The organism is Citrobacter sp. CK195 (genome assembly GCF_030333365.1).
Taxonomy (GTDB): Bacteria; Pseudomonadota; Gammaproteobacteria; order Enterobacterales; family Enterobacteriaceae; genus Citrobacter_B; species Citrobacter_B koseri.
Genome location: NZ_JAOWGB010000026.1, coordinates 537,964 through 564,925, shown reverse-complemented (window position 1 = coordinate 564,925; position 26,962 = coordinate 537,964). Strand labels below are relative to the sequence as shown.

21 protein-coding genes are annotated in these 26,962 nt (G+C 56.2%); 20 read left to right on the top strand and 1 reads right to left on the bottom strand.

The window, feature by feature from the left end:
• Nucleotides 1-132: 132 nt before the first annotated feature.
• The 9 genes from iscS to sseB all read left to right on the top strand — a co-directional run bounded on the left by iscS (nt 133) and on the right by sseB (nt 7,342).
• On the top strand, nt 133-1,347 hold the full coding sequence (iscS, locus tag OGX93_RS20130; protein ID WP_024130117.1) for a cysteine desulfurase: 1,215 nt from the start codon (nt 133-135) through the stop codon (nt 1,345-1,347).
• A 27-nt stretch (nt 1,348-1,374) separates the two neighbouring features.
• Complete coding sequence (gene iscU / locus OGX93_RS20125) at nt 1,375-1,761, top strand: Fe-S cluster assembly scaffold IscU (RefSeq protein ID WP_002913991.1); 387 nt, start codon at nt 1,375-1,377, stop codon at nt 1,759-1,761.
• Between the two features lie 17 nt (nt 1,762-1,778).
• The gene (gene iscA, locus OGX93_RS20120) at nt 1,779-2,102 is read left to right on the top strand and encodes an iron-sulfur cluster assembly protein IscA (RefSeq protein WP_004104506.1); all 324 of its coding nucleotides are present in this window, start codon (nt 1,779-1,781) and stop codon (nt 2,100-2,102) included.
• Nucleotides 2,103-2,197: 95 nt separating this feature from the next.
• Nucleotides 2,198-2,713, top strand: coding sequence for a co-chaperone HscB (hscB, locus tag OGX93_RS20115; protein ID WP_104868341.1), 516 nt, complete (start codon nt 2,198-2,200; stop codon nt 2,711-2,713).
• Between the two features lie 15 nt (nt 2,714-2,728).
• Entirely contained in the window at nt 2,729-4,579 is a 1,851-nt protein-coding gene (hscA, locus tag OGX93_RS20110) for a Fe-S protein assembly chaperone HscA (protein WP_071258070.1), read from the top strand.
• A gap of 1 nt (nt 4,580) precedes the next feature.
• The gene (fdx, locus tag OGX93_RS20105; RefSeq protein WP_012131251.1) at nt 4,581-4,916 is read left to right on the top strand and encodes an ISC system 2Fe-2S type ferredoxin; all 336 of its coding nucleotides are present in this window, start codon (nt 4,581-4,583) and stop codon (nt 4,914-4,916) included.
• Nucleotides 4,917-4,927: 11 nt separating this feature from the next.
• Nucleotides 4,928-5,128 carry a Fe-S cluster assembly protein IscX gene (gene iscX, locus OGX93_RS20100; RefSeq protein ID WP_012131252.1) on the top strand — a complete coding sequence of 67 codons (201 nt, stop codon included), beginning with the start codon at nt 4,928-4,930 and terminating at the stop codon, nt 5,126-5,128.
• A 59-nt stretch (nt 5,129-5,187) separates the two neighbouring features.
• Nucleotides 5,188-6,471 (top strand): aminopeptidase PepB, encoded by a 1,284-nt coding sequence (gene pepB, locus OGX93_RS20095; RefSeq protein ID WP_049010618.1) that lies wholly within the window; start codon nt 5,188-5,190, stop codon nt 6,469-6,471.
• 94 nt (nt 6,472-6,565) lie between these two features.
• Complete coding sequence (gene sseB / locus OGX93_RS20090) at nt 6,566-7,342, top strand: enhanced serine sensitivity protein SseB (protein WP_012131255.1); 777 nt, start codon at nt 6,566-6,568, stop codon at nt 7,340-7,342.
• A 90-nt stretch (nt 7,343-7,432) separates the two neighbouring features.
• Here the strand turns inward: sseB and sseA are convergent, their stop codons facing one another.
• Nucleotides 7,433-8,275: a 3-mercaptopyruvate sulfurtransferase gene (sseA, locus tag OGX93_RS20085; protein WP_024130118.1), complete on the bottom strand. Its 843-nt coding sequence runs from the start codon at nt 8,273-8,275 to the stop codon at nt 7,433-7,435.
• A gap of 210 nt (nt 8,276-8,485) precedes the next feature.
• On the opposite strand from sseA, the gene OGX93_RS20080 reads away from it, so the two are divergent.
• The 11 genes from OGX93_RS20080 (at nt 8,486) to OGX93_RS20030 (ending at nt 26,866) form a co-directional block, all read left to right on the top strand.
• The gene (locus OGX93_RS20080) at nt 8,486-13,420 is read left to right on the top strand and encodes an alpha-2-macroglobulin family protein (RefSeq protein ID WP_104868343.1); all 4,935 of its coding nucleotides are present in this window, start codon (nt 8,486-8,488) and stop codon (nt 13,418-13,420) included.
• Complete coding sequence (pbpC, locus tag OGX93_RS20075) at nt 13,421-15,733, top strand: peptidoglycan glycosyltransferase PbpC (protein WP_286449844.1); 2,313 nt, start codon at nt 13,421-13,423, stop codon at nt 15,731-15,733.
• 148 nt (nt 15,734-15,881) lie between these two features.
• Nucleotides 15,882-16,313, top strand: coding sequence for a nucleoside-diphosphate kinase (ndk, locus tag OGX93_RS20070; RefSeq protein ID WP_012131261.1), 432 nt, complete (start codon nt 15,882-15,884; stop codon nt 16,311-16,313).
• Between the two features lie 285 nt (nt 16,314-16,598).
• Entirely contained in the window at nt 16,599-17,765 is a 1,167-nt protein-coding gene (gene rlmN / locus OGX93_RS20065; protein ID WP_012131263.1) for a dual-specificity RNA methyltransferase RlmN, read from the top strand.
• A gap of 290 nt (nt 17,766-18,055) precedes the next feature.
• Nucleotides 18,056-19,069 (top strand): cytoskeleton protein RodZ, encoded by a 1,014-nt coding sequence (rodZ, locus tag OGX93_RS20060; RefSeq protein ID WP_286449843.1) that lies wholly within the window; start codon nt 18,056-18,058, stop codon nt 19,067-19,069.
• Nucleotides 19,070-19,095: 26 nt separating this feature from the next.
• The gene (ispG, locus tag OGX93_RS20055) at nt 19,096-20,214 is read left to right on the top strand and encodes a flavodoxin-dependent (E)-4-hydroxy-3-methylbut-2-enyl-diphosphate synthase (protein WP_012131265.1); all 1,119 of its coding nucleotides are present in this window, start codon (nt 19,096-19,098) and stop codon (nt 20,212-20,214) included.
• Nucleotides 20,215-20,323: 109 nt separating this feature from the next.
• Nucleotides 20,324-21,598 (top strand): histidine--tRNA ligase, encoded by a 1,275-nt coding sequence (gene hisS / locus OGX93_RS20050; RefSeq protein WP_024130119.1) that lies wholly within the window; start codon nt 20,324-20,326, stop codon nt 21,596-21,598.
• A gap of 13 nt (nt 21,599-21,611) precedes the next feature.
• Entirely contained in the window at nt 21,612-22,232 is a 621-nt protein-coding gene (locus OGX93_RS20045) for a YfgM family protein (protein ID WP_012131267.1), read from the top strand.
• A gap of 10 nt (nt 22,233-22,242) precedes the next feature.
• Complete coding sequence (gene bamB, locus OGX93_RS20040) at nt 22,243-23,421, top strand: outer membrane protein assembly factor BamB (protein ID WP_012131268.1); 1,179 nt, start codon at nt 22,243-22,245, stop codon at nt 23,419-23,421.
• Nucleotides 23,422-23,539: 118 nt separating this feature from the next.
• Nucleotides 23,540-25,012 carry a ribosome biogenesis GTPase Der gene (der, locus tag OGX93_RS20035; RefSeq protein WP_047462015.1) on the top strand — a complete coding sequence of 491 codons (1,473 nt, stop codon included), beginning with the start codon at nt 23,540-23,542 and terminating at the stop codon, nt 25,010-25,012.
• A gap of 300 nt (nt 25,013-25,312) precedes the next feature.
• Entirely contained in the window at nt 25,313-26,866 is a 1,554-nt protein-coding gene (locus tag OGX93_RS20030; protein WP_012131270.1) for a peptide MFS transporter, read from the top strand.
• The last annotated feature ends 96 nt before the right edge of the window (nt 26,867-26,962 follow it).

Genomic DNA, 26,962 nt, shown 5'->3' with positions numbered 1-26,962 from the left:
ACAGTTAGGGTAAAAAATTATAATAGATTTCAGAATCAGGCCGGGGCGTTTACTCGCCCCGTGTACTCGGTCGTACATCCAGCCGGTTGCCTGATTCCTTGCATTGAAGCGATGTACGGAGTTTATAGAGCAATGAAATTACCGATCTATCTCGATTACTCCGCAACCACGCCGGTGGACCCGCGTGTTGCCGAGAAAATGATGCAGTTTTTGACCCTGGACGGAACCTTTGGTAACCCGGCCTCTCGTTCACACCGTTTCGGCTGGCAAGCTGAAGAAGCGGTAGATATCGCCCGCAACCAGATCGCAGAACTGGTTGGCGCCGATCCGCGTGAAATCGTCTTTACCTCCGGTGCGACTGAATCCGACAACCTGGCGATTAAAGGTGCGGCCAACTTTTATCAGAAAAAAGGCAAGCACATCATCACCAGCAAAACCGAGCATAAAGCCGTGCTGGATACCTGCCGTCAGCTTGAGCGCGAAGGGTTTGAGGTTACTTACCTGGCGCCGCAGAGCAACGGCATTATCGATCTGAAAGAACTCGAAGCGGCGATGCGCGATGACACCATTCTTGTGTCCATCATGCACGTTAACAACGAAATCGGCGTGGTGCAGGATATCGCGACCATCGGCGAAATGTGCCGTGCGCGTGGCATTATCTACCACGTTGACGCCACCCAGAGCGTGGGCAAACTGCCTATCGACCTGAGCCAGCTGAAAGTAGACCTGATGTCCTTCTCCGGCCACAAAATCTATGGCCCGAAAGGGATTGGCGCGCTGTATGTGCGTCGTAAACCGCGTATTCGTATCGAAGCGCAGATGCACGGCGGCGGTCACGAGCGCGGTATGCGTTCCGGTACGCTGCCTGTACACCAGATCGTCGGTATGGGCGAAGCTTACCGTATCGCGAAAGAAGAGATGGAAACCGAGATGGCGCGTCTGCGTACGCTGCGTAACCGTCTGTGGAACGGCATCAACGATATCGAAGAAGTTTACCTGAACGGTGACCTGGAACAGGGCGCGCCGAACATTCTCAACGTCAGCTTTAACTACGTTGAAGGCGAATCCCTGATTATGGCGCTGAAAGATCTGGCGGTGTCTTCAGGTTCCGCCTGTACGTCCGCAAGTCTGGAACCGTCCTATGTGCTGCGCGCACTGGGCATGAATGACGAGCTGGCGCATAGCTCTATCCGTTTCTCTTTAGGTCGTTTCACTACTGAAGAAGAGATCGACTACACCATTGAGCTGGTGCGCAAATCCATCGGTCGTCTGCGTGACCTTTCCCCGCTGTGGGAAATGTTCAAACAGGGCGTGGATTTGAACAGCATCGAATGGGCTCATCATTAATCGGTATCGGAATCAGGAGAATTTATAATGGCTTACAGCGAAAAAGTAATCGATCATTACGAGAATCCACGCAACGTGGGTTCCTTTGACAACAGCGACGAAAACGTAGGCAGCGGCATGGTGGGTGCACCGGCTTGCGGCGACGTGATGAAGTTGCAGATTAAAGTCAACAATGAAGGTATCATTGAAGACGCGCGTTTCAAGACTTACGGCTGCGGTTCCGCTATCGCGTCCAGCTCCCTGGTCACCGAATGGGTGAAAGGGAAGTCTCTGGACGAAGCGCAGGCGATTAAAAATACCGATATCGCAGACGAGCTTGAACTGCCTCCGGTGAAAATTCACTGCTCCATTCTGGCAGAAGACGCAATTAAAGCCGCTATTGCGGATTACAAAAGCAAACGTGAAGCAAAATAAGAAGAGTTGAGGTTGTTATGTCGATTACACTTAGCGACAGTGCTGCAGCGCGAGTAAATACCTTTCTGGCAAACCGTGGTAAAGGGTTTGGCCTGCGCCTGGGGGTGAGAACTTCCGGCTGTTCAGGTATGGCTTATGTACTGGAATTTGTTGATGAACCGGCGGCAGAAGACACCGTGTTTGAAGACAAAGGCGTAAAAGTCGTGATCGACGGTAAGAGCCTGCAATTTCTGGACGGTACGCAGTTAGACTTCGTAAAAGAAGGTCTGAACGAAGGGTTTAAATTTACCAACCCGAACGTAAAAGACGAGTGTGGTTGCGGCGAAAGCTTCAACGTGTAACGTGCTTACCGATAACCCCACCGTGGTCACCTGCGCGTGGGGTTTGTTTTACCTGACTCCCTGAAACATCAGAGAGTCGATGCCCTGAGAATGTTATGGACTACTTCACCCTCTTTGGCTTGCCAGCCCGCTATCAACTCGATACCCAGGCGCTGAGCCTCCGTTTTCAGGATCTTCAACGTCAGTATCATCCTGATAAATTCGCCAGCGGTACGCAGGCTGAGCAACTCGCCGCCGTACAACACTCCGCGACCATTAATCAGGCCTGGCAAACGCTGCGTCACCCTTTGACGCGCGCCGAATATTTACTGTCACTACACGGCTTTGATCTGGCCAGCGAGCAGCATACGGTGCGCGATACTGCGTTTTTGATGGAACAGCTGGAACTGCGTGAAGAGCTTGATGAAATAGAACAGGCAAAGGACGAAGCGCGACTGGAAAGTTTCATCAAGCGCGTGAAAACAATGTTTGATGCCCGCCATCAGCTGATGGTGGAACAGTTGGACAACGAGACGTGGGACGTGGCGGCGGACACCGTGCGTAAACTGCGTTTTCTCGATAAACTGCGAAGCAGCGCCGAACAACTCGAAGAAAAGCTGCTCGATTTTTAATTCCCGGAAGCGAATATGGCCTTATTACAAATTAGTGAGCCTGGTCTGAGCGCTGCGCCGCACCAGCGTCGTCTGGCGGCAGGCATCGATTTAGGTACTACCAACTCATTGGTTGCGACCGTTCGCAGCGGCCAGGCAGAAACGCTGGCCGATCACGACGGTCGCCATCTGTTGCCGTCAGTCGTTCACTATCAGCAGCAGGGCCACACGGTCGGTTACGCGGCGCGCGCGAACGCGGCGCAGGACACGGCTAACACCATCAGCTCGGTAAAACGCATGATGGGCCGCTCGCTGGCGGATATTCAGACGCGCTATCCCCATCTGCCGTATCAGTTCCAGGCTAGTGAAAATGGTCTGCCGATGATTGAAACGGCGGCAGGTCTGCTCAACCCGGTACGTATTTCTGCCGATATCCTGAAAGCGCTGGCGGCGCGGGCGACGGAAGCGTTGTCGGGCGAGCTGGATGGCGTGGTTATTACCGTGCCTGCTTACTTTGACGATGCACAGCGCCAGGGAACGAAAGACGCGGCGCGTCTGGCGGGGCTGCACGTCTTGCGTCTGCTCAATGAACCTACGGCGGCGGCGATCGCCTACGGTCTGGACTCCGGCAAAGAAGGCGTTATCGCGGTTTACGACCTCGGCGGCGGCACCTTCGATATCTCTATTTTGCGCCTGAGTCGCGGCGTGTTTGAAGTGCTGGCGACCGGCGGTGATTCCGCGCTCGGCGGCGACGACTTCGACCATCTGCTGGCCGATTATATCCGTGAGCAGGCGGGCATTGCCGATCGCAGCGATAACCGTGTCCAGCGTGAACTGCTGGATGCCGCCATCGCGGCAAAAATCGCGCTGAGCGATGCCGATTCCGTTAGCGTCAATGTGGCGGGCTGGCAGGGTGACATCACCCGTGAACAGTTTAATGACCTTATTGCCGCTTTAGTTAAACGTACTCTGATGGCCTGTCGCCGCGCATTGAAAGATGCGGGCGTTGAGGCGCAGGAGGTGCTGGAAGTGGTGATGGTCGGCGGCTCCACCCGTGTGCCGCTGGTGCGCGAACGCGTGGGCGAATTTTTTGGTCGTCCGCCGCTGACGGCAATCGACCCGGATAAGGTCGTCGCCATTGGCGCGGCGATTCAGGCGGATATCCTCGTCGGCAACAAGCCGGACAGCGAAATGCTGCTGCTGGACGTGATTCCGCTGTCGCTGGGGCTGGAAACCATGGGTGGCCTGGTGGAGAAAGTGATCCCGCGTAACACCACCATTCCGGTGGCGCGCGCGCAGGACTTCACCACTTTTAAAGATGGTCAGACCGCGATGTCGATCCATGTCATGCAGGGCGAGCGCGAGCTGGTGCAGGATTGCCGTTCGCTGGCGCGCTTCGCGCTGCGCGGGCTCCCGGCGATGCCAGCGGGCGGGGCGCATATCCGCGTCACCTTCCAGGTGGATGCCGATGGCCTGCTGAGCGTCACCGCGATGGAGAAATCCACCGGCGTTGAGGCGTCTATCCAGGTCAAACCGTCTTACGGTCTGACGGACAGCGAAATCGCCACCATGATTCAGGATTCAATGAGCTTTGCCGAGCAGGATGTAAAAGCCCGTATGCTGGCAGAGCAAAAAGTGGAAGCGGCGCGCGTGCTGGAAAGCCTGACCGGCGCGCTCGCTGCTGATGCCGCGCTGCTAAGCGCCGCAGAACGTCAGGTCATTGATGATGCCGCCGCGCACTTGAGCGAGGTTGCGCAGAGCGATGATGTTGACGCGATAGAACAAGCCATTAAAAACGTAGACAAACAAACCCAGGAATTCGCCGCTCGTCGCATGGACAAATCTGTTCGTCGCGCGCTGCAAGGCCATTCCGTGGACGAGGTTTAATATGCCAAAGATTGTTATTCTGCCTCATCAGGATCTCTGTCCCGATGGCGCAGTTCTGGAAGCTGAGACCGGCGAAACCATTCTTGACGTTGCCCTGCGTAACGGTATCGAGATTGAACACGCCTGTGAAAAATCCTGTGCCTGCACGACCTGCCACTGCATCGTGCGTGAAGGTTTCGATTCCCTGCCGGAAAGCACGGAAGACGAAGACGATATGCTGGATAAAGCCTGGGGTCTGGAGCCGGAGAGCCGTTTAGGCTGTCAGGCGCGCGTCACCGATGAAGATTTGGTGGTCGAAATCCCACGTTACACAATCAACCATGCACGCGAGCATTAACAGAGGGTAGTATGGGACTGAAGTGGACTGATAGCCGCGAAATCGGCGAGGCGCTGTACGACGCGTTCCCCGATCTCGATCCTAAGACCGTTCGTTTCACCGACCTGCATCAATGGATTTGCGATCTTGAGGATTTTGATGATGACCCGCAGGCATCAAATGAAAAGATCCTTGAGGCTATCCTGCTGGTCTGGCTGGACGAAGCTGAATAAATAAACGGGCTGCCCACGGGTGGCCCGTTTTCCTGTATGCGCGAAGAAGGAAAAGAACAATGACTGAAGCGATGAAAATTACGCTCTCCACCCAACCGGCTGACGCTCGCTGGGGAGACAAAGCCACATACAGCATCAATAATGACGGCATTACCCTGCACCTGAACGGTAAAGATGATTCCGGTTTAATCCAGCGCGCGGCGCGTAAAATCGACGGCCTGGGCATTAAACACGTACAACTGACCGGCGCTGGCTGGGATGTGGAGCGTAGCTGGGCATTCTGGCAGGGTTACAAAGGGCCGAAAGGCAGCCGCAAGGTCGAGTGGCCAGATCTTGACGATGAGAAGCAGAAGGAACTGGACAACCGTCTGGCGATCATTGACTGGGTGCGCGACACCATTAACGCGCCGGCGGAAGAGCTGGGGCCGGAACAGCTGGCGCAGCGTGCCGTTGATCTGCTGTGCAGCGTCGCGTGCGATCACGTCTCTTACCGCATTACCAAAGGCGAAGATCTGCGCGAGCAAAACTACATGGGGCTGCATACCGTTGGCCGGGGTTCCGATCGCGCGCCGGTGCTGCTGGCGCTGGATTACAACCCAACCGGCGATAAAGACGCGCCGGTTTACGCCTGTCTGGTGGGCAAAGGCATTACCTTTGACTCCGGCGGTTACAGCATCAAGCAAAGCGCATTTATGGACTCGATGAAGTCCGATATGGGCGGTGCGGCAACGGTAACGGGCGCGCTGGCATTTGCGATTACCCGTGGTCTGAACAAACGCGTGAAGCTGTACCTGTGCTGCGCGGATAACCTGATCAGCGGCAACGCGTTTAAACTGGGCGATATTATTCATTATCGCAACGGTAAGAACGTGGAAGTGATGAACACTGACGCGGAAGGGCGCCTGGTGCTGGCGGATGGCCTGATCGACGCCAGCGCGCAAAAACCAGAGCTGATCATCGATGCGGCGACGCTGACCGGCGCCGCGAAAACCGCGCTGGGTAACGACTACCACGCGTTGTTCAGTTTTGATGACGCGCTGGCGGGGCGTCTGTTGGCGAGTGCGGCAGAAGAAAACGAACCGTTCTGGCGTCTGCCGCTGGCGGAGTTCCACCGCAATCAGTTGCCTTCTAACTTTGCGGAACTGAACAATACCGGTAGCGCGGCGTATCCTGCCGGGGCGAGCACCGCAGCGGGCTTCCTGTCGCACTTTGTCGAAAACTACCAGCAGGGCTGGCTGCACATTGACTGCTCTGCAACCTACCGTAAAGCGCCGGTTGAGCAGTGGTCGGCAGGGGCGACCGGTTTGGGTGTGCGCACCATCGCTAACCTGTTAACAGCATAATTATGTAGGCCGGATAAGCGTTAGCGCTATCCGGCAAGATAACGGCGGGGGCGCTTCGCTTACCCGCCCTACACGCATCTCTATTGTGATCCTTATGTCCGAAACAAAAAACGAATTAGAAACCCTGCTGGAGAAGGCGGCGACTGAACCCGCGCATCGTCCGGCATTTTTCCGTACCTTACTGGAGTCCACCGTCTGGGTGCCAGGCACAGCGGCTGAAGGCGAAGCGATTGTTGACGATAGCGCGCTGGATTTGCAGCACTGGGAAAAAGAAGACGGCACGACGGTCATCCCGTTTTTTACCTCTCTGGAAGCCTTGCAGCAGGCGGTAGAAGACGAGCAGGCATTCGTGGTGATGCCGGTGCGCACGTTATTTGAAATGACGCTCGGCGAAACGCTCTTCCTGAACGCAAAACTGCCTACCGGTAAAGAGTTTATGCCGCGTGAGATCAGCCATCTGATCGGCGAAGAGGGCAATCCGCTGAGTACACAGGAAGTGCTGGAAGGCGGTGAATCGCTGATTCTGTCTGAGGTGGCGGAACCACCTGCGCAGATGATCGACTCCCTGACCACGCTGTTTAAAACCATCAAACTGGTTAAGCGCGCCTTTCTTTGCACTATTAAAGAGAGCAATGACGCTCAGCCGAATCTGTTGATTGGCATCGAAGCGGATGGCGACATCGAAGAGATCATTCATGCGGCGGGCAGCGTGGCGACTGATACCTTGCCCGGCGATGAACCGATTGATATCTGTCAGGTGAAAAAAGGTGAGCAGGGCATCAGCCACTTTATTACCGAGCACATCGCGCCGTTCTACGAGCGCCGCTGGGGCGGGTTCCTGCGCGATTTTAAACAGAATCGGATTATCTGATCCCGGTAGCCGGATGGCGTTCACGTCATCCGGGACAACCCGCACTGTAGGCCGGATAAGCGCAAGCGCCATCCGGCACATTACAAAACGTTAGGCCGGTTCTACCGGTAAATCATTACGCGCGCCCCATTCGCTCCATGCGCCGTCATACAGCGCGACATTGGGCACATCCAGCGTGGCGAGCGCCAGCACCACGACCGCCGCAGTGACACCTGAACCGCAGCTGGCGATAATCGGTCTGTCAAAACTGACGCCGTGACTGAAGAAAATGACGTCCAGTTCATCGGTCGTTTTTAATTCCCCTTCACGCACCAGCTCTGTCCAGGGCACGTTCAACGCGCCGGGAATATGGCCACGCTTCAGACCCGGACGCGGTTCATCGGCTTCGGCATTAAACCGTGGCGCCGGGCGGGCATCAACGATTTGCGCGGTTCTTTCATGGCTCGCCAGAAGTACATCGGTCAGACGCACAACCTTCTCCGCCGTGAATTTAACGTCAAATTCCCCTTCCGGGAGTTCCACTTCGCCTTCCTGAAGCGGCAGCTCATCGCGCTGCCAGCCCGCCAGACCACCGGCAAGAATTGAGACGTTTTCTACGCCAAACGTTCGCAGCATCCACCACGCGCGCGGGGCGGAAAACAGGTTGCCTTCATCGTAGACCACCAGATGTCTGTCCTGGTGTACGCCCAGTTCACGCATCGCCACGGCGAAGGCTTCCGGGCGCGGCATCATGTGCGGCAGCGGCGAGGTGTGATCGGAGAGCGCTTCAATATCGAAAAAGAGTGCTCCGGGGATGTGGCCTGAACGATATTCACCCGCAACATCCCTGTCTTCCTGTCCGGGAGGCGCCATGCGGGCGTCGATAATTTGAATTTGCGGATCGTCGATATGCTCTGCCAGCCAGTCGGCGGCGACAAACCAGGAGGTGGACATAGGCGTCTCCATCTTTTGCCATAATAATGCCAAATTGTCGGACGTTTACCGCAAAGGGACAAGTAAAAGAGGCTGATTTGGCTGGTGAAACCACATTTCTGATGAAAAAATCAGAACTTATATAACGAATACTGGCTTTCACAACGGGAAATCTCACGCATAATAGTTACTCTACGTTGCTAACGGGCCACTGTGGCCAGGGATGAAAGAATGAAACACATACGCGTAGCCGCTTGCATGCTTATGCTGGCGTTGGCGGGGTGCGATAACAACGATAACGCGCCAACGGCGGTGAAAAATGATGAGACGCCCGCCGCGCAATCCGCTCCGACGAAAGATCCGGCACAACTGCAAAAGCTGGCGCAACAGAGCGAAGGTAAAGAACTGACGCTGCTGGACGCCTCCGAAGTCCAGTTGGACGGCGCGGCGACGCTGGTGCTGACGTTCTCCATTCCGTTAGATCCTGAACAAGATTTTGCCCGCACCGTACATGTGGTCGATAAAAAAAGCGGCAAGGTTGATGGCGCCTGGGAGCTGTCGCCGAATCTGAAAGAGCTGCGCTTGCGCCACCTGGAACCCAACCGCGATCTGGTGGTGTCCGTTGAACGTGATTTAACGGCGCTGAATAAAACCGCCTTTGGCCGCGCGTATGAAAAAACCATTACCACGCGGGACGTTCAGCCGAGCGTCGGCTTTGCCAGCCGTGGCTCGCTGCTGCCGGGAAAAGTGGTGGAAGGCTTGCCGGTCATGGCGCTGAACGTGAACGAGGTGGATGTAAACTTCTTTCGCGTGAAGCCTGAGTCGCTGGCGGCATTCGTCAGTCAGTGGGAATACCGTAATGCTCTTTCGAACTGGGAATCTGACAACCTGCTCAAAATGGCGGATCTGGTCTATACCGGGCGTTTTGATCTCAATCCTGCGCGTAATACGCGTGAAAAACGCCTGCTGCCGCTGAGTGACATTAAGCCCCTGCAACAGGCGGGCGTGTACATTGCGGTAATGAATCAGGCCGGACATTACAACTACAGTAATCCTGCCACGCTCTTTACCCTCAGCGACATTGGCGTTTCCGCCCACCGTTATCACAATCGCCTTGATATCTTTACGCAGAGTCTGGAAAACGGCGCGGCGCAGCAGGGGGTTGAGGTTGCTCTGCTTGATGAGAAAGGTCAGACGCTGGCGCAAGCCGCCAGCGATGCGCAGGGGCATGTACAGCTGGAAAATAGTCAGCAGGCGGCGCTGTTGCTGGCGCGAAAAGACGGACAAACCACGCTGCTGGATCTGAAACTGCCCGCGCTGGATCTGGCGGAGTTCGCGATTGCGGGCGCGCCGGGCTACAGCAAGCAGTTCTTTATGTTCGGCCCGCGCGATCTGTATCGTCCTGGGGAAACGGTGATCCTCAACGGACTGCTGCGCGACAGCGACGGTAAAACCTTGCCCGATCAGCCCGTCAAACTGGAAGTGGTAAAGCCGGACGGTCAGGTACTGCGCACCGTTGTCAGCCAGCCTGAAAACGGGTTATACCGCTTTACGTATCCGCTGGATAGCGGTGCGCCAACCGGCATGTGGCACATCCGCGCGAACACGGGCGATAACCAGCCCCGGATGTGGGATTTCCATGTCGAAGATTTTATGCCGGAGCGAATGGCGCTTAATCTCAGCGCGCAGAAAACGCCGTTAGCCCCGTCGGAAGAGGTGACGTTCTCCGTTGTTGGTTACTACCTGTACGGAGCGCCTGCCAATGGCAACACGTTACAGGGGCAACTCTTCCTGCGCCCGCAGCGTGAAGCGGTACAGGCGCTGCCGGGCTTCCAGTTTGGCGATATTGCGGAAGAAAACCTTTCCCGCAGCCTGGACGAAGTCCAGCTTACGCTGGATGAAAATGGCCGTGGCGACGTCTCCGCCAACAGCCAGTGGCAGGAAGCGCATTCGCCGTTACAGGTGATCCTACAGGCAAGCCTGCTGGAATCAGGCGGTCGCCCGGTCACTCGCCGTGCGGAACAGGCTATCTGGCCTGCCGATACCTTGCCGGGTATTCGTCCGCAATTCGCCTCTAAAGCGGTGTATGACTATCGCACTGACGCCACGGTTAACCAACCCATCGTGGATGAGGGCGGTAACGCCGCCTTTGATATTGTCTACGCCGATGCGCAAGGCAATAAAAAAGCCGCTTCGGGTTTGCAGGTTCGTTTGATCCGTGAACGGCGCGATTATTACTGGAACTGGTCGGAAAGCGAAGGCTGGCAGTCGCAGTTTGATCAAAAAGATCTGGTTGAAGGGGAGCAGACGCTGGATCTCAGCGCCGATGAAACGGGCAAGGTGAGCTTCCCGGTTGACTGGGGATCGTATCGTCTCGAAGTGAAAGCCCCGAATGATGCGATCAGCAGCGTGCGCTTCTGGGCAGGTTACAGCTGGCAGGATAACAGCGACGGCAGCGGCGCGGCGCGCCCAGATCGCGTCACCCTGAAGCTGGATAAACCCACCTATCGTCCTGGGGACACCATCAAACTGCATGTCGCCGCGCCGGTGGCGGGTAAAGGCTACGCGATGGTGGAATCAAGCGACGGCCCGCTCTGGTGGCAGGAAATAGATGTACCTGCCGAGGGTCTCGACCTGTCGATTCCCGTCGATAAAGCCTGGAATCGACACGATCTCTACCTGAGCGCGCTGGTTGTGCGTCCGGGCGATAAGTCGCGTTCAGCGACGCCGAAACGCGCGGTTGGGCTGCTGCACCTGCCGTTGGGGGATGAAAATCGTCGTCTGGATCTGACGCTGGAAAGCCCGGCTAAAATACGTCCAAACCAGCCGCTGACGGTGAACGTCAAAGCCAGCGCTAAACATGGCGAAACGCCAAAACAGATCAACGTACTGCTCTCTGCGGTGGACAGCGGAGTGTTGAATATCACCGATTACGTTACGCCAGATCCGTGGCAGGCATTCTTCGGGCAAAAACGCTATGGCGCGGATATTTATGATATCTACGGTCAGGTGATTGAAGGGCAGGGACGTCTGGCGACGCTGCGTTTTGGCGGCGACGGCGATGAACTCAAACGCGGCGGCAAACCGCCGGTCAACCATGTCAACATCGTGGCGCAGCAGGCGCTGCCGGTCACGCTCAATGAGCAGGGCGAAGGTTCCGTTACGTTGCCGATTGGTGATTTTAACGGCGAGTTACGCGTTATGGCCCAGGCATGGACGGCAGAGGACTTCGGCAGCAGTGAAAGCAAGGTGATTGTTGCCGCTCCGGTGATTGCGGAACTGAATCAGCCGCGCTTTATGGCGGGCGGCGATACTTCGCGCCTGACGCTGGATGTCACTAACCTGACAGACAAACCGCAGATGTTGACGATTGAACTCGCCGCCAGTGGGTTACTGGAACTGGTGAGTCAGCAACCTGCTCCGGTAAACCTGGCGCCGGGCGTGCGTACGACCTTGTTTATCCCGGTACGCGCAAAAGAAGGGTTTGGCGAGGGAGAATTGCAGGCCATGCTGACCGGCCTGAACCTACCTGGCGAGACGCTTCCCGCTCAACATAAGCAGTGGAAAATTGGCGTCCGTCCGGCCTGGCCTGCGCAGACGGTAAATAGCGGAACGGTGCTTCAGGCGGGGGAAACCTGGCATGCGCCCGCCCAAAACCTGGAGAACTTCTCGCCGGTAACGTTGCAGGGGCAGTTGCTGCTTAGCGGCAAACCGCCGCTGAACCTGGCGCGCTATATTCGGGAGCTGAAGGCTTATCCGTATGGTTGTCTGGAGCAAACCGCCAGCGGCCTGTTCCCGTCGCTCTATACCAACGCGGCGCAACTGAAGGCGTTGGGGATCGCGGGCGATACCGATGAAAAACGCCGTGCGGCAGTCGACACGGGGATCTCCCGGATGCTGCAAATGCAGCGTGATAACGGCGGTTTTGCCCTGTGGGATAACAACGGGCCGGAAGAATACTGGCTTACCGCATACGCGATGGATTTCCTCGTGCGCGCTGGCGAGCAAGGGTACAGCGTTCCGGCCGATGCGATTAACCGGGGAAATGAACGCCTGCTGCGCTATTTGCAGGATCCGGGCATGATGTCGGTGCGCTATAGCGACGATACCCAGGCCAGCAAATTTGCCGTTCAGGCGTATGCGGGACTGGTGCTGGCGCGTCAGCAAAAAGCGCCGCTTGGCGCGCTGCGTGAAATCTGGGAACGCCGGAGTCAGGCCGCGTCGGGCTTGCCGCTTCTGCAACTGGGCATTGCGCTGAAAAATATGGGCGATGCCAGCCGCAGTGAACAGGCGCTGACGCTGGCGCTGAACACGCCGCGCCGTGACGCGCAGCAATGGATGGCGGATTACGGTAGCCCGTTGCGTGATAACGCGCTCATGCTGTCGCTGCTGGAAGAAAATAAACTGCAACCCGAGGCGCAAAATACGCTGCTGACGACGCTTTCTGAACAGGCATTTGGTCAGCGCTGGCTTTCGACGCAGGAGAGTAATGCGCTGTTCCTTGCTGCGCGCACGCTACAGGATCTGCCGGGGACATGGCAGGCGCAGACCTCGCTCGCTGACCAGCCGTTGACGGGCGATAAAGCGCAAACGCGTAATCTGGATGCCGATCGGCTTTCCGCGTTGCAGGTGACCAACAGCGGCGACCAACCGCTGTGGCTGCGTCTGGACAGCAGCGGATACCCGCAAACGGCGCCCGTACCTGCCAGCAATGTGTTGCACATCGAGCGCCAGATTCTGGGAACCGATGGTCAGAGTAAATCGCTCAGTTCCCTGCGCAGCGGTGAACTGGTGCTGGTCTGGCTCGAAGTGAAAGCGAGTCAAAACGTGCCAGACGCGCTGGTGGTCGACCTGCTGCCTGCCGGTCTGGAGCTGGAAAACCAGAACCTGGCAAACAGCAGCGCCAGCCTGCAGGACAGCGGCAGTGAAGTGCAAAATCTGTTAAATCAGATGCAGCAGGCGGATATTCAGCATATGGAGTTCCGTGACGATCGCTTTGTCGCGGCGGTGGCGGTTAACCAGGGGCAGCCGGTGACGCTGGTGTATCTGGCGCGCGCGGTGACGCCGGGAACCTATCAGGTTCCTGTCCCGCAGGTGGAGTCAATGTATGTTCCACAGTGGCGGGCGACGGGATCAACCGAGGGGCTTTTGATTGTCACGCCATAAATGATCGTCCTGCGTAGTCTACGCGGTGGCTGGCGCTGGCTGGCCATCGCTCCATTTCTGATGATTCTGACAGTCTGGGCGGCGGACAAAATCTGGCCGCTACCGCTGCATGAGGTCAATCCGGCACGGGTGGTGGTGGCGCATGACGGCACACCGCTGTGGCGCTTTGCCGATGCTGAGGGGATCTGGCGCTATCCCGTGACGATTGAAGACGTTTCTCCCCGCTATCTTGACGCGTTAATCAATTACGAGGACCGCTGGTTCTGGCAGCATCCGGGCGTGAATCCGTTTTCGGTACTGCGTGCCGCCTGGCAGGATCTGTCGTCAGGACGCGTGATTTCCGGCGGCAGTACGTTGACCATGCAGGTGGCGCGACTGCTGGACCCGCATCCGCGAACCTTTGGCGGTAAATTTCGCCAGCTCTGGCGCGCGCTCCAGCTGGAGTGGCACCTGTCCAAGCGCGATATTCTGACGCTGTATCTGAACCGTGCGCCGTTTGGCGGAACGTTGCAGGGCATCGGCGCCGCCAGTTGGGCTTATCTGGGTAAACCACCGGCGCAACTGAGCTATTCGGAAGCGGCGTTGCTGGCGGTTTTACCGCAGGCGCCGAGCCGCTTGCGTCCCGATCGCTGGCCGGATCGCGCGCAAGCGGCGCGCAATAAAGTGCTGGAGCGGATGGCGGCGCAGGGCGTATGGTCGGCCCGGCATGTTCAGGAGGCCCGCGAAGAACCCGTCTGGCTGGCGCCCCGACAAATGCCGCAACTGGCGCCACTGTTCTCACGCATGATGCTGGGCAAAAGCAACAGTGACAAAATCGTCACTACGCTGGATGCCGGGTTGCAGCGTCAGCTTGAAGAGCTGGCGCAAAACTGGAAGGGACGGCTTCCGGCGCGCAGTTCGCTGGCGATGATCGTTGTCGATCATACCGATATGAGCGTGCGTGGTTGGGTTGGATCGGTGGATATGAATGATGACAGTCGTTTTGGTCATGTGGATATGGTCACTGCGATCCGATCGCCGGGATCGGTGCTTAAACCCTTTGTCTATGGGCTGGCGCTGGATGACGGGTTGATCCATCCCGCCTCGCTGTTACAGGATGTGCCGCGCCGTACCGGCGATTATCGTCCGGGAAACTTTGACAGCGGGTTTCATGGCCCCGTCAGCATGAGCGAAGCGCTGGTGCGTTCGTTAAATTTGCCTGCGGTACAGGTGCTGGAAGCATATGGCCCAAAACGTTTTGCGGCAAAACTGCGTAACGTTGGCCTGCCGCTGTATCTGCCTGCGGGCGCGGCCCCTAATCTTTCCCTGATTCTGGGCGGCGCGGGCGCAAGGCTGGACGAGATGGTGGCGGCATACAGTGCGTTCGCCCGTCATGGCAAGGCGGCAACATTGCGCTTGCAGCCAGGGGATTCGTTGCAGGAGCGTCCGCTGATGTCGCCGGGTGCGGCCTGGATCATCCGGCGGGTGATGGCCGATGAAGCGCAGCCGTTGCCGGATAGCGCCCTGCCGCGCGTAGTGCCGCTCGCCTGGAAAACCGGCACCAGCTATGGCTATCGCGACGCATGGGCGATAGGCGTTAGCTCCCGCTATGTGACTGGCATCTGGACGGGCAGGCCCGACGGCACACCCGTTGCCGGACAGTTTGGTTTTGCCAGCGCGGTGCCGCTGCTTAATCAGGTGAATAATATGCTGATGGCGCGCGCCGCGACGCAGCCTGAAGATCCGCGTCCGGCGTCGGTGAGCCGGGGCGTTATCTGCTGGCCGGGTGGACAGGCGCTTTCGGCGGGAGACAGTAACTGCCGCCGTCGACTGGCGACCTGGCTGCTGGAAAACAGCCAACCGCCGACGCTGCTGTTACCTGAACAGGAAGGGATTAGCGGCATTCGTTTTCCTGTCTGGCTGGATAATGACGGAAAACGCGTCGCCGCCGATTGCGCTCAGGCGCGGGAGCAGACGTTGATTGTCTGGCCGTTGCCGCTGGAGCCCTGGTTGCCCGCTGCTGAACGCCGCGCTGCGCGACTGCCGACGGCTTCGACGACCTGCCCGCCGCTGGGGCAGGATGCGCCTTTACCTCTACAGTTAACGGGCGTGCGTGATGGCGCGATAGTGAAACGGTTACCTGGCGCTTCCGGGGTGGATTTATCGATTCAGAGCAGTGGTGGCGCGGGGGCGCGCTGGTGGTTCCTCAATGGTGAGCCGTTGGGAGAACGCGAGCGGAATATTACGTTACATCTTGCCGAAAAAGGCGAGTATCAATTACTGGTTATGGATGCTGCTGGACAGATTTCTGCGCTGCGATTTACTCTGCAATAGAGCTGATAGCAACAGTTTGTTGCTAATACTCATCTTATTTTAAAAAAATGTTACCTTCATCCATAGGCAATAACCCGGATGCTCTTTATAATCCGCGCCAGGTCGTACAAGCATATATACAACAGCAGAACACATTACAGAGGTAATCATGGCGATTGAACGTACTTTTTCCATCATCAAACCAAATGCGGTGGCAAAAAACGTTATTGGCAACATCTTTGCGCGCTTTGAAGCAGCAGGGTTCAAAATTGTCGGTACGAAAATGCTGCACCTGACCGTTGAGCAGGCGCGCGGTTTCTATGCCGAGCACGATGGTAAGCCGTTCTTCGACGGTCTGGTCGAGTTCATGACCTCTGGCCCGATCGTGGTTTCCGTACTGGAAAGCGAAAATGCCGTGCAGCGTCACCGCGACCTGCTGGGCGCAACCAACCCGGCTAACGCGCTGGCGGGCACCCTGCGTGCCGACTACGCGGACAGCTTCACCGAAAACGGCACCCACGGTTCGGACTCTCTGGAATCCGCTCAGCGTGAAATCGCCTATTTCTTTGGTGAAGGCGAAGTGTGCCCGCGCACTCGTTAATAAATCAGTGATGTAGTATGTAGGCCTGATAAGACGCATCTGCGTCGCCATCAGGCAGTCGCGCAATGCCGGATGGCGCTGATGCTTACCCGGCCTACGACTTATCAGGTCTACGACGCTGCTCTGCCTTTACACATTATTTTCGCTAATGTCCCGCGCAGGCGTGGCATCCTTGCGATAGAATTTGTACAATGCAGCGCCCCAGGACGAGCACCGCTCACTGGGGCGCTTCTTTTTTCAACCCTCCAGGGGCCATAACGTGTAATAACGAGGCCGGAATAGAATATGTCTGAACAAATTGTCACGTCTGAAATCATCACCCCGGTTGTTCCTGATAAAAATGGAAAAATTAACCTGCTGGATCTGAACCGTCAGCAGATGCGGGAGTTTTTTAAAGAATTAGGTGAAAAACCCTTCCGCGCCGATCAGGTGATGAAGTGGATGTACCACTATTGCAGCGATAACTTTGATGAGATGACCGACATCAACAAAGTGTTACGTGGCAAACTGAAAGAGGTGGCGGAAATCCGCGCGCCAGAGGTGGTGGAAGAACAGCGTTCTTCAGATGGCACCATCAAATGGGCGATTGCCGTTGGCGATCAGCGCGTGGAAACGGTCTACATCCCGGAAGACGATCGCGCCACGCTGTGCGTCTCTTCGCAGGTTGGTTGCGCGCTGGAGTGTAAATTCTGCTCAACTGCGCAGCAGGGCTTTAACCGTAACCTGCGCGTCTCTGAAATTATCGGCCAGGTGTGGCGTGCGGCGAAAATTGTCGGCGCGGCGAAAGTCACCGGGCAACGTCCGATCACCAACGTGGTGATGATGGGCATGGGTGAACCGCTGCTGAACCTGACCAACGTTGTACCGGCGATGGAAATCATGCTGGATGATTTCGGTTTCGGTCTGTCTAAACGCCGCGTTACGCTGTCGACGTCAGGCGTTGTTCCGGCTCTGGATAAACTGGGCGACATGATTGACGTTGCGCTGGCGATCTCTTTGCATGCGCCGAACGATGAAATTCGCGATGAAATTGTACCGATCAACAGAAAGTACAACATCGAAACGTTCCTCGACGCGGTTCGCCGTTATTTGCAGAAATCCAATGCGAATCAGGGACGCGTCACAATTGAATACGTCATGCTGGACCACATCAACGATGGAACGGAACATGCGCATCAGCTGGCGGAACTGCTGAAAGATACGCCGTGTAAGATTAACCTGATTCCGTGGAACCCGTTCCCGGGCGCGCCGTATGGCCGGAGTTCCAACAGCCGCATCGATCGTTTTTCTAAGGTGTTGATGAGCTATGGTTTCACGACCATTGTGCGTAAAACACGCGGCGACGATATTGATGCCGCTTGTGGTCAGCTTGCCGGGGATGTGATTGACCGTACCAAACGTACTCTGCGTAAGCGTATGCAAGGTGAGGCTATCGACATTAAGGCGGTCTGATACGGCTTGCGCCATTGTGTGTTTTGTGTACAGTGGCGCAATGTTGGTTGAATGATGCCTCAAGTTGTACTTATCTGGTCAATATTAACGGTGCGTTTTTGTCAACTTTAGGGCAGTATGTAGCGGTGCAACAATAGTTTAGCCTTAAGGATTAAGCTGTTTTGTCATAAGTAGCCTGACAGTCTTATACTGTCCAACTAAGGTTAACTGACCAGATGTTTCGCGGTGCGGGTGGGCATTGTGTCTCACCGGCGCCTGAACCCCAATTTACGTACCAGCAGCTGTAGCGAATGAATACTGAAGCCACGCACGACCAAAATGAAGCACAATCCACCGGCGTTCGTCTGCGCAATGCCCGTGAACAACTCGGACTCAGCCAGCAGGCGGTTGCAGAGCGACTTTGCCTGAAGGTTTCCACGGTACGCGATATTGAAGAAGATAAGGCCCCGGCCGATCTCGCTTCAACGTTTCTGCGCGGGTATATCCGCTCTTATGCGCGTCTGGTGCACATCCCTGAAGAAGAACTGCTGCCCGGTCTGGAAAAACAGGCGCCGGTTCGTCCTTCCAAAGTCGCGCCAATGCAGAGCTTCTCTTTAGGTAAGCGTCGTAAAAAGCGCGATGGCTGGTTGATGACGTTCACCTGGCTGGTGCTGTTTGTGGTGGTTGGCCTGACGGGGGCCTGGTGGTGGCAAAACCATAAGGCGCAGCAGGAAGAACTCACCACGATGGTCGATCAATCTTCTGCTGAACTGAATGCCGGCGGCGATAGCGCCCAGAGCGTACCGCTGGACACCAGCGAAGCCGCAAGCCAGGATTCGACGCCAGCGCCAACTGCGCTTGTTGACTCTACGGCGACAAACACCGTGCCGCAGACGCCGGATGCGTCCGCGACGACCACGGCGCCAGCCGCAGACGTTCAGCAGAATGCGGTCGTTGCGCCTTCTCAGGCGAATGTGGATACCGCAACCACGGCGCCTGCCGCGACGGGTGATACGGCGTCATTGCCGACCGATCAGGCGGGCGTGGCTACGTCAGCGGTCGATCAGAACGCGCTGGTGATGAACTTTACCGCCGATTGCTGGCTGGAAGTCACCGATGCGACAGGTAAAAAACTGTTTAGCGGAATGCAGCGTAAAGATGGCAATTTAAACCTAACCGGTCAGGCGCCTTATAAGCTTAAAATTGGCGCCCCGGCTGCGGTACAGATCCAGTATCAAGGAAAACCTGTCGATCTGAGCCGTTTTATCAGAACTAACCAGGTTGCGCGTCTGACCCTTAATGCCGAACAATCACCGGCGCAGTAACAGACGGGCAACGCGGGAGATTTTTCATGCATAACCAGGCTCCAATTCAACGTAGAAAATCGAAACGTATTTACGTTGGGAATGTGCCGATTGGCGATGGCGCCCCCATCGCCGTACAGTCAATGACCAATACGCGCACGACGGATGTGGAAGCGACGGTCAATCAAATTAAAGCGCTGGAACGTGTTGGCGCGGATATCGTCCGCGTCTCCGTGCCGACAATGGATGCCGCAGAGGCGTTTAAGCTGATCAAGCAGCAGGTTAATGTCCCGCTGGTTGCTGATATCCACTTCGACTATCGCATTGCGCTGAAAGTGGCGGAATATGGTGTGGATTGCCTGCGAATCAACCCAGGCAACATCGGTAACGAAGAGCGTATTCGTACCGTTGTCGACTGCGCCCGCGATAAAAATATCCCCATCCGTATCGGCGTAAACGCCGGATCGCTGGAAAAAGATCTACAGGAAAAATACGGTGAGCCGACGCCGCAGGCGCTGCTGGAATCGGCGATGCGCCATGTGGATCATCTCGATCGCCTGAACTTCGATCAGTTTAAAGTCAGCGTGAAAGCCTCGGATGTTTTCCTCGCGGTAGAATCCTATCGTCTGTTGGCGAAACAGATCGAACAACCGTTGCATCTTGGGATCACCGAAGCGGGCGGCGCGCGCAGCGGTGCGGTGAAATCGGCGATTGGCCTCGGTTTACTGCTGTCGGAAGGCATTGGAGATACGCTGCGCGTCTCTCTGGCGGCCGATCCGGTAGAAGAAATTAAAGTGGGCTTCGATATTCTGAAATCGCTGCGCATTCGTGCGCGTGGGATCAACTTTATCGCTTGCCCAACCTGTTCCCGTCAGGAGTTCGACGTCATCGGCACGGTCAACGCGCTGGAACAACGCCTTGAAGACATCATCACGCCAATGGACGTTTCCATCATCGGCTGTGTGGTGAACGGGCCGGGCGAAGCGCTGGTTTCGACGCTGGGCGTAACGGGCGGCAACAAAAAAAGCGGCCTGTATGAAGACGGCGTGCGTAAAGACAGACTCGACAACGATGATATGATTACGCAGCTTGAAGCCCGTATCCGCGCGAAGGCCAGCATTATGGACGAAGCGCGTCGAATCGACGTGCAGCAGGTTGAAAAATAATAACGCGATGGGAAGCGGCGCGCTTCCCGTGTATGATTGAACCCGCATGGCTCCCGTATCGTTTGGGAAGCGCTGAGGGTTCATTTTTATATTCAGAAAGAGAATAAACGTGGCAAAAAACATTCAAGCCATTCGCGGCATGAACGATTATCTGCCTGGCGAAACCGCCATCTGGCAGCGCATTGAAGGCACACTCAAAAACGTGCTCGGCAGCTACGGTTACAGTGAAATCCGTTTGCCGATTGTAGAGCAGACCCCGTTATTCAAACGCGCTATCGGTGAAGTCACTGACGTGGTTGAAAAAGAGATGTACACCTTTGAGGATCGTAATGGCGACAGCCTGACGTTGCGTCCTGAAGGGACGGCGGGTTGCGTACGCGCCGGTATCGAACATGGTCTCCTGTACAATCAGGAACAGCGCTTGTGGTATATCGGGCCGATGTTCCGCCATGAGCGTCCGCAGAAAGGGCGTTATCGTCAGTTCCATCAGTTGGGTGTCGAAGCTTTCGGTCTGCAAGGGCCGGATATTGATGCGGAGCTGATTCTGCTGACCGCGCGCTGGTGGCGTGCGCTGGGTATTGCTGAACATGTGAATCTGGAGCTGAACTCCATCGGTTCGCTTGACGCGCGCGCCAACTATCGTGATGCGCTGGTGGCATACCTTGAACAGCATAAAGAGAAGCTGGACGAAGACTGCAAACGCCGCATGTATACCAACCCGCTGCGCGTGCTGGATTCCAAGAACCCGGACGTTCAGGCGCTGCTCAACGATGCGCCTGCTCTGGGCGACTATCTGGATGACGACTCCCGCGAGCACTTTGCCGGTCTGTGCAAACTGCTGGAAGCGGCGGGTATCGCTTACACCGTCAACCAGCGTCTGGTTCGCGGCCTTGATTACTACAACCGCACCGTATTTGAATGGGTAACCAACAGTCTGGGGTCTCAGGGCACGGTGTGCGCCGGCGGTCGTTATGACGGTCTGGTGGAGCAACTTGGCGGTCGCGCAACCCCGGCGGTGGGCTTTGCGATGGGTCTGGAACGACTTGTTTTGTTAGTTCAGGCAGTTAATCTGGAATTTAATGCCGATCCTGTTGTCGATATATACCTGGTAGCCTCAGGCGCGGATACGCAGTCTGCGGCGATGACACTGGCGGAGCGCCTGCGTGATGAAAATCCGGGCGTGAAACTGATGACTAACCACGGCGGCGGCAACTTTAAGAAACAGTTTGCCCGTGCCGATAAATGGGGCGCCCGCGTTGCACTGGTGCTGGGTGAGTCCGAAGTGGCTGACGGCACCGTTGTAGTGAAGGATTTGCGCTCTGGTGAGCAAACGGCAGTCGCACAGGATAGTGTGACCGCACATTTGCGCACGTTATTGGGTTAAGGAGAAGGACAGCGTGGAAATTTACGAGAACGAAAACGACCAGGTTGATGCGATTAAACGCTTCTTTGCTGAAAATGGCAAAGCGCTGGCTGTTGGGGTGATTTTAGGGGTTGGCGCGCTGCTCGGTTGGCGCTACTGGACCAGTCATCAGACGGAGTCCGCACGCTCTGCTTCTCTGGCATATCAAAATGCGGTGACCGCGGTGAGCGCGGGCAAACCGGATAGCATCTCCGCTGCGGAGAAATTCGCCACGGAGAATAAAAATACCTACGGCGCGTTAGCTTCTATGGAACTGGCGCAGCAGTTTGTTGATCAAAATGAACTTGAGAAAGCCGCAGCCCAGCTACAGCAAGGACTGGCGGCCACCAGCGATGAGAACCTCAAAGCGGTGATTAATCTGCGTCTTGCCCGCGTTCAGGTGCAGCTCAAGCAGGCCGATACCGCGCTGAAAACGCTCGATACCGTAAAAGGTGAAGGATGGGCTGCGATTGTCGCCGATCTGCGTGGCGAAGCGTTGTTGAGCAAAGGCGATAAACAAGGCGCGCGCAGCGCATGGGAAGCAGGCGTGAAAAGCGATGCCAGCCCGGCGCTGAGTGAAATGATGCAGATGAAAATCAATAATTTGTCCATCTGAGAGGGACCCGATGCAATTGCGTAAATTACTTCTGCCAGGACTGCTTTCTGTTACGTTATTGAGCGGTTGTTCACTGTTTAGTGGCGAAGAAGATGTTGTCAAAATGTCCCCGTTGCCGACGGTGGAAAACCAGTTTACGCCGTCTACCGCATGGAGTACGTCTGTAGGTAGCGGTATCGGCGAGTTTTATTCCAACCTGCACCCGGCGTATGCCGATAACGTGGTCTACGCGGCTGACCGTAAAGGCACCGTAAAAGCGGTAAACGCGGATGACGGGAAAGAAGTCTGGTCCGTGAACCTGGCGGAGAAAGACGGCTGGTTCTCCAGAGCGCCTGCGTTGCTGTCTGGCGGCGTAACGGTCTCCGGCGGCCATGTCTATGTTGGCAGCGAAAAAGCGCAGGTTTATGCGTTGAACGCGGCTGACGGTACGACGGCATGGCAGACGAAAGTCGCCGGTGAAGCGTTATCTCGCCCGGTTGTCAGCGATGGCCTGGTGCTTATTCATACCAGCAACGGTCAGTTGCAGGCGCTGAATGAGGCGGACGGCGCGATCAAATGGACCGTGAACCTCGACATGCCGTCGCTTTCGCTGCGCGGTGAGTCCGCTCCGGCTACCGCGTATGGCGCCGCCATTGTGGGTGGTGATAACGGTCGCGTCAGCGCCGTGCTGATGCAGCAGGGCCAGATGATTTGGCAACAGCGTATTTCCCAGGCGACCGGTTCGACTGAAATCGACCGTCTGAGCGATGTCGATACCACGCCGGTTATCGTCAATGGCGTCGTTTACGCGCTGGCTTATAATGGTAACCTGACGGCGCTGGATCTGCGCAGTGGTCAGATTATGTGGAAACGTGAGCTGGGCTCGGTGAATGATTTCATCGTTGACGGCGATCGTATCTACCTGGTGGATCAGAACGACCGTATTCTGGCATTGACCACCGACGGCGGCGTGACGCTGTGGACGCAAAGCGATCTGCTGCACCGCCTGCTGACATCGCCTGCGCTGTATAATGGCAATCTGGTGGTAGGCGATAGCGAAGGCTATATGCACTGGATTAACGTTGAGGACGGTCGTTTTGTGGCTCAGCAAAAAGTGGATAGCTCCGGCTTCCTGACCGAACCGGTCTCTGCCGATGGCAAACTGCTGATCCAGGCGAAAGACGGTACGCTGTATTCTATTACGCGTTAATCGTCACGGCCGCACGCTTTGAAAAACGGCTCCTGGTGCAGGGGCCGTTTTACTGTTTTTAACAACGGCGCAAAAATCGCGCGCGTTGTTTGATGATTTTTTAAATGAGGCTTTAAACATGGTACCTGTGGTCGCGCTTGTCGGGCGCCCTAACGTCGGAAAATCCACGTTATTTAACCGTCTAACTCGCACCCGAGATGCGCTGGTTGCGGATTTCCCGGGTCTGACTCGTGACCGTAAGTACGGTCGTGCGGAGATTGAAGGCCGCGAGTTTATCTGTATTGATACCGGCGGTATTGATGGCACCGAAGACGGTGTGGAAACCCGCATGGCGGAACAGTCGCTGCTGGCGATTGAAGAGGCTGATGTTGTGCTGTTCATGGTGGATGCGCGTGCTGGCCTGATGCCAGCGGATGAAGCGATCGCCAAACATCTGCGCTCCCGCGAAAAACCCACGTTCCTTGTGGCAAACAAAACTGACGGGCTCGATCCCGATCAGGCGGTTGTCGACTTCTATGCGCTGGGTTTGGGTGAAATTCACCCGATTGCAGCTTCTCACGGTCGTGGCGTGCTCAGCCTGCTGGAGCATGTTCTGCTGCCGTGGATGGACGACGTCGCCCCGCAGGAAGAGGTGGATGAAGACGCTGAATACTGGGCGAAACTGGCAGCGGAAGAGAACGGGGAAGAGGAGCCGGAAGATGACTTCAACCCTCAGGATCTGCCAATCAAACTGGCGATTGTCGGTCGTCCGAACGTAGGTAAGTCCACACTGACTAACCGTATTCTGGGTGAAGACCGCGTAGTGGTCTATGACATGCCGGGAACGACGCGCGACAGTATCTATATTCCGATGGAACGCGACGAGCGTGAATACGTGCTGATTGATACCGCAGGCGTACGTAAGCGTGGGAAAGTCACCGATGCGGTAGAAAAATTCTCCGTCATTAAAACGTTGCAGGCGATTGAAGATGCCAACGTGGTGATGCTGGTTATTGATGCGCGCGAAGGGATTTCCGATCAGGATCTGTCGCTGCTGGGCTTTATCCTTAATAGTGGGCGCTCACTTGTCATCGTCGTGAATAAATGGGACGGCCTGACCCAGGAAGTGAAAGAGCAGGTGAAAGAGACGCTGGACTTCCGTCTGGGCTTTATCGACTTTGCGCGCGTACACTTTATCTCTGCGCTGCATGGCAGCGGCGTGGGCAACCTGTTTGAGTCCGTACGTGAAGCGTATGACAGTTCAACCCGTCGCGTCAGCACCGCCATGCTGACCCGCATCATGACTATGGCGGTTGAAGATCACCAGCCGCCGCTGGTTCGCGGTCGCCGCGTGAAGCTGAAATATGCCCACGCCGGGGGATATAACCCGCCAATCGTGGTGATTCACGGCAACCAGGTGAAAGACCTGCCGGACTCTTACAAGCGCTATCTGATGAACTACTTCCGCAAATCGCTGGACGTGATGGGAACGCCTATCCGTATTCAGTTTAAAGAAGGGGAAAACCCGTATGCGAATAAGCGCAATACGCTGACCCCGACTCAGATGCGTAAGCGTAAACGTCTGATTAAGCACATTAAGAAAAGCAAATAATCGTCGCTGACGTTGATAAAACCCGCGCCTGTCGCGGGTTTTTTTGTTTTGCTCCAGCCGATGGTTTCCCTGTGTGATGTCAATGACTATTCGTTTTCTTCCAATTTTAAATCTAAGAAAGTAGACAATTGTCGAATTTTCATCTTAAAGTCCAGGGGTTGGTACTAGACAAAACTGGCTCCAGGTTATCAAATGGTTAAATAACCCTTCGCCGCATGTAAAAAAATCGGCCAGATACGTAACTGGTCGGCGTGCATTGCGGTGTTTATAAGCACAACGACATACCTTTTCGGGAGAATTATGCAATCCTCTGTTAATCAAAAAGAAAGCCGAACGTTCTTCGGCCATCCTTATCCGCTCGGTTCGCTGTTCTTCACCGAGATGTGGGAACGTTTCTCGTTTTACGGCATCCGTCCGTTACTGATCCTGTTTATGGCTGCGACCGTCTATGACGGGGGCATGGGACTGGCGCGTGAAAACGCCTCCGCGATTGTCGGTATCTTTGCCGGTACGATGTATCTCGCGGCGTTGCCTGGCGGCTGGCTGGCGGATAACTGGCTCGGCCAGCAGAAAGCGGTCTGGTACGGCTCGATTCTGATTGCGCTCGGCCACCTGTCGATTGCGCTCTCTGCCGTGATGGGCGACAACCTGTTCTTTATCGGCCTGATGTTTATCGTGCTCGGTTCTGGCCTGTTCAAGACCTGTATCTCGGTCATGGTAGGGACGCTGTATAAAAAAGGCGATGCGCGTCGTGACGGCGGTTTCTCGCTGTTCTATATGGGCATCAATATGGGGTCGTTCATTGCGCCGCTGATCTCCGGCTGGCTGATTAAAAGCCACGGCTGGCACTGGGGCTTTGGTATCGGCGGCATCGGGATGCTGGTGGCGTTGATCATCTTCCGCGTGTTTGCCGTTCCGGCAATGAAACGCTACGACAGCGAAGTGGGGCTGGACTCCACCTGGAACAGCCCGGTAGTGAAGAGAAACGGCGTGGGCGCATGGCTGCTGGCGCTGGCAGTAGGCGTGGTGGTTATTGTTGCGCTGATCGCTCAGGGCGTGATTGTGATTAACCCGGTCGCGGTAGCCAGCATGCTGGTGTACGTGATTGCGGCGTCTGTTGCGCTCTACTTTATCTACCTGTTTGTTTTTGCGGGCCTGAACCGTAAAGAGCGCGCACGACTGCTGGTCTGCTTTATCCTGCTGGTTTCAGCCGCATTCTTCTGGTCTGCGTTTGAGCAAAAGCCGACCTCATTCAACCTGTTCGCCAACGACTACACTAACCGCATGATCGGCGATTTTGAGATCCCGGCCGTATGGTTCCAGTCGATCAACGCCCTGTTTATCATCCTGCTGGCGCCGGTGTTCAGCTGGGCATGGCCAAAGCTGGCGAGCATGAACATTCGCCCGAGCAGCATCACCAAGTTTGTTATCGGTATTCTGTGTGCGGCGGCGGGCTTTGGCCTGATGATGCTGGCGGCGCAGAACGTGCTGAATAACGGCGGGGCGGGCGTATCGCCGTTCTGGCTGGTAGGCAGCATTCTGATGCTGACGCTGGGCGAGCTGTGCCTGAGTCCGATCGGTCTGGCGACCATGACGCTGCTGGCGCCGGAAAGAATGCGCGGTCAGATGATGGGGCTGTGGTTCTGTGCGAGCGCGCTGGGTAACCTGGCTGCGGGCCTGATTGGCGGCCATGTGAAGGCCGACCAGCTCGATATGCTGCCGGACCTCTTCGCGCGTTGCTCCGTCGCCCTGCTGATTTGCGCTGCGGTGCTGATCGTGCTTATTGTTCCGGTTCGTCGTATGCTGGAAAATACACAGACTAAAAATGAGCAGAAGCCGGTCACTAACGCCTGATGCAACATTCGACCTGGCCGGGGCGTGAGTGACGCCCCGGCAGTTCAACGAATGAGACGGGAACAGGCGTTCAGGGATTTATTGGTCATGGGTTTT

What these genes read in the sequence shown, in the direction of transcription:
- iscS (WP_024130117.1), top strand. Translation starts at nt 133, where the DNA reads ATGAAATTACCGATCTATCTCGATTACTCCGCAACCACGCCGGTGGAC.
- iscU (WP_002913991.1), top strand. Translation starts at nt 1,375, where the DNA reads ATGGCTTACAGCGAAAAAGTAATCGATCATTACGAGAATCCACGCAAC.
- iscA (WP_004104506.1), top strand. Translation starts at nt 1,779, where the DNA reads ATGTCGATTACACTTAGCGACAGTGCTGCAGCGCGAGTAAATACCTTT.
- hscB (WP_104868341.1), top strand. Translation starts at nt 2,198, where the DNA reads ATGGACTACTTCACCCTCTTTGGCTTGCCAGCCCGCTATCAACTCGAT.
- hscA (WP_071258070.1), top strand. Translation starts at nt 2,729, where the DNA reads ATGGCCTTATTACAAATTAGTGAGCCTGGTCTGAGCGCTGCGCCGCAC.
- fdx (WP_012131251.1), top strand. Translation starts at nt 4,581, where the DNA reads ATGCCAAAGATTGTTATTCTGCCTCATCAGGATCTCTGTCCCGATGGC.
- iscX (WP_012131252.1), top strand. Translation starts at nt 4,928, where the DNA reads ATGGGACTGAAGTGGACTGATAGCCGCGAAATCGGCGAGGCGCTGTAC.
- pepB (WP_049010618.1), top strand. Translation starts at nt 5,188, where the DNA reads ATGACTGAAGCGATGAAAATTACGCTCTCCACCCAACCGGCTGACGCT.
- sseB (WP_012131255.1), top strand. Translation starts at nt 6,566, where the DNA reads ATGTCCGAAACAAAAAACGAATTAGAAACCCTGCTGGAGAAGGCGGCG.
- sseA (WP_024130118.1), bottom strand. Translation starts at nt 8,275, where the DNA reads ATGTCCACCTCCTGGTTTGTCGCCGCCGACTGGCTGGCAGAGCATATC.
- OGX93_RS20080 (WP_104868343.1), top strand. Translation starts at nt 8,486, where the DNA reads ATGAAACACATACGCGTAGCCGCTTGCATGCTTATGCTGGCGTTGGCG.
- pbpC (WP_286449844.1), top strand. Translation starts at nt 13,421, where the DNA reads ATGATCGTCCTGCGTAGTCTACGCGGTGGCTGGCGCTGGCTGGCCATC.
- ndk (WP_012131261.1), top strand. Translation starts at nt 15,882, where the DNA reads ATGGCGATTGAACGTACTTTTTCCATCATCAAACCAAATGCGGTGGCA.
- rlmN (WP_012131263.1), top strand. Translation starts at nt 16,599, where the DNA reads ATGTCTGAACAAATTGTCACGTCTGAAATCATCACCCCGGTTGTTCCT.
- rodZ (WP_286449843.1), top strand. Translation starts at nt 18,056, where the DNA reads ATGAATACTGAAGCCACGCACGACCAAAATGAAGCACAATCCACCGGC.
- ispG (WP_012131265.1), top strand. Translation starts at nt 19,096, where the DNA reads ATGCATAACCAGGCTCCAATTCAACGTAGAAAATCGAAACGTATTTAC.
- bamB (WP_012131268.1), top strand. Translation starts at nt 22,243, where the DNA reads ATGCAATTGCGTAAATTACTTCTGCCAGGACTGCTTTCTGTTACGTTA.
- der (WP_047462015.1), top strand. Translation starts at nt 23,540, where the DNA reads ATGGTACCTGTGGTCGCGCTTGTCGGGCGCCCTAACGTCGGAAAATCC.
- OGX93_RS20030 (WP_012131270.1), top strand. Translation starts at nt 25,313, where the DNA reads ATGCAATCCTCTGTTAATCAAAAAGAAAGCCGAACGTTCTTCGGCCAT.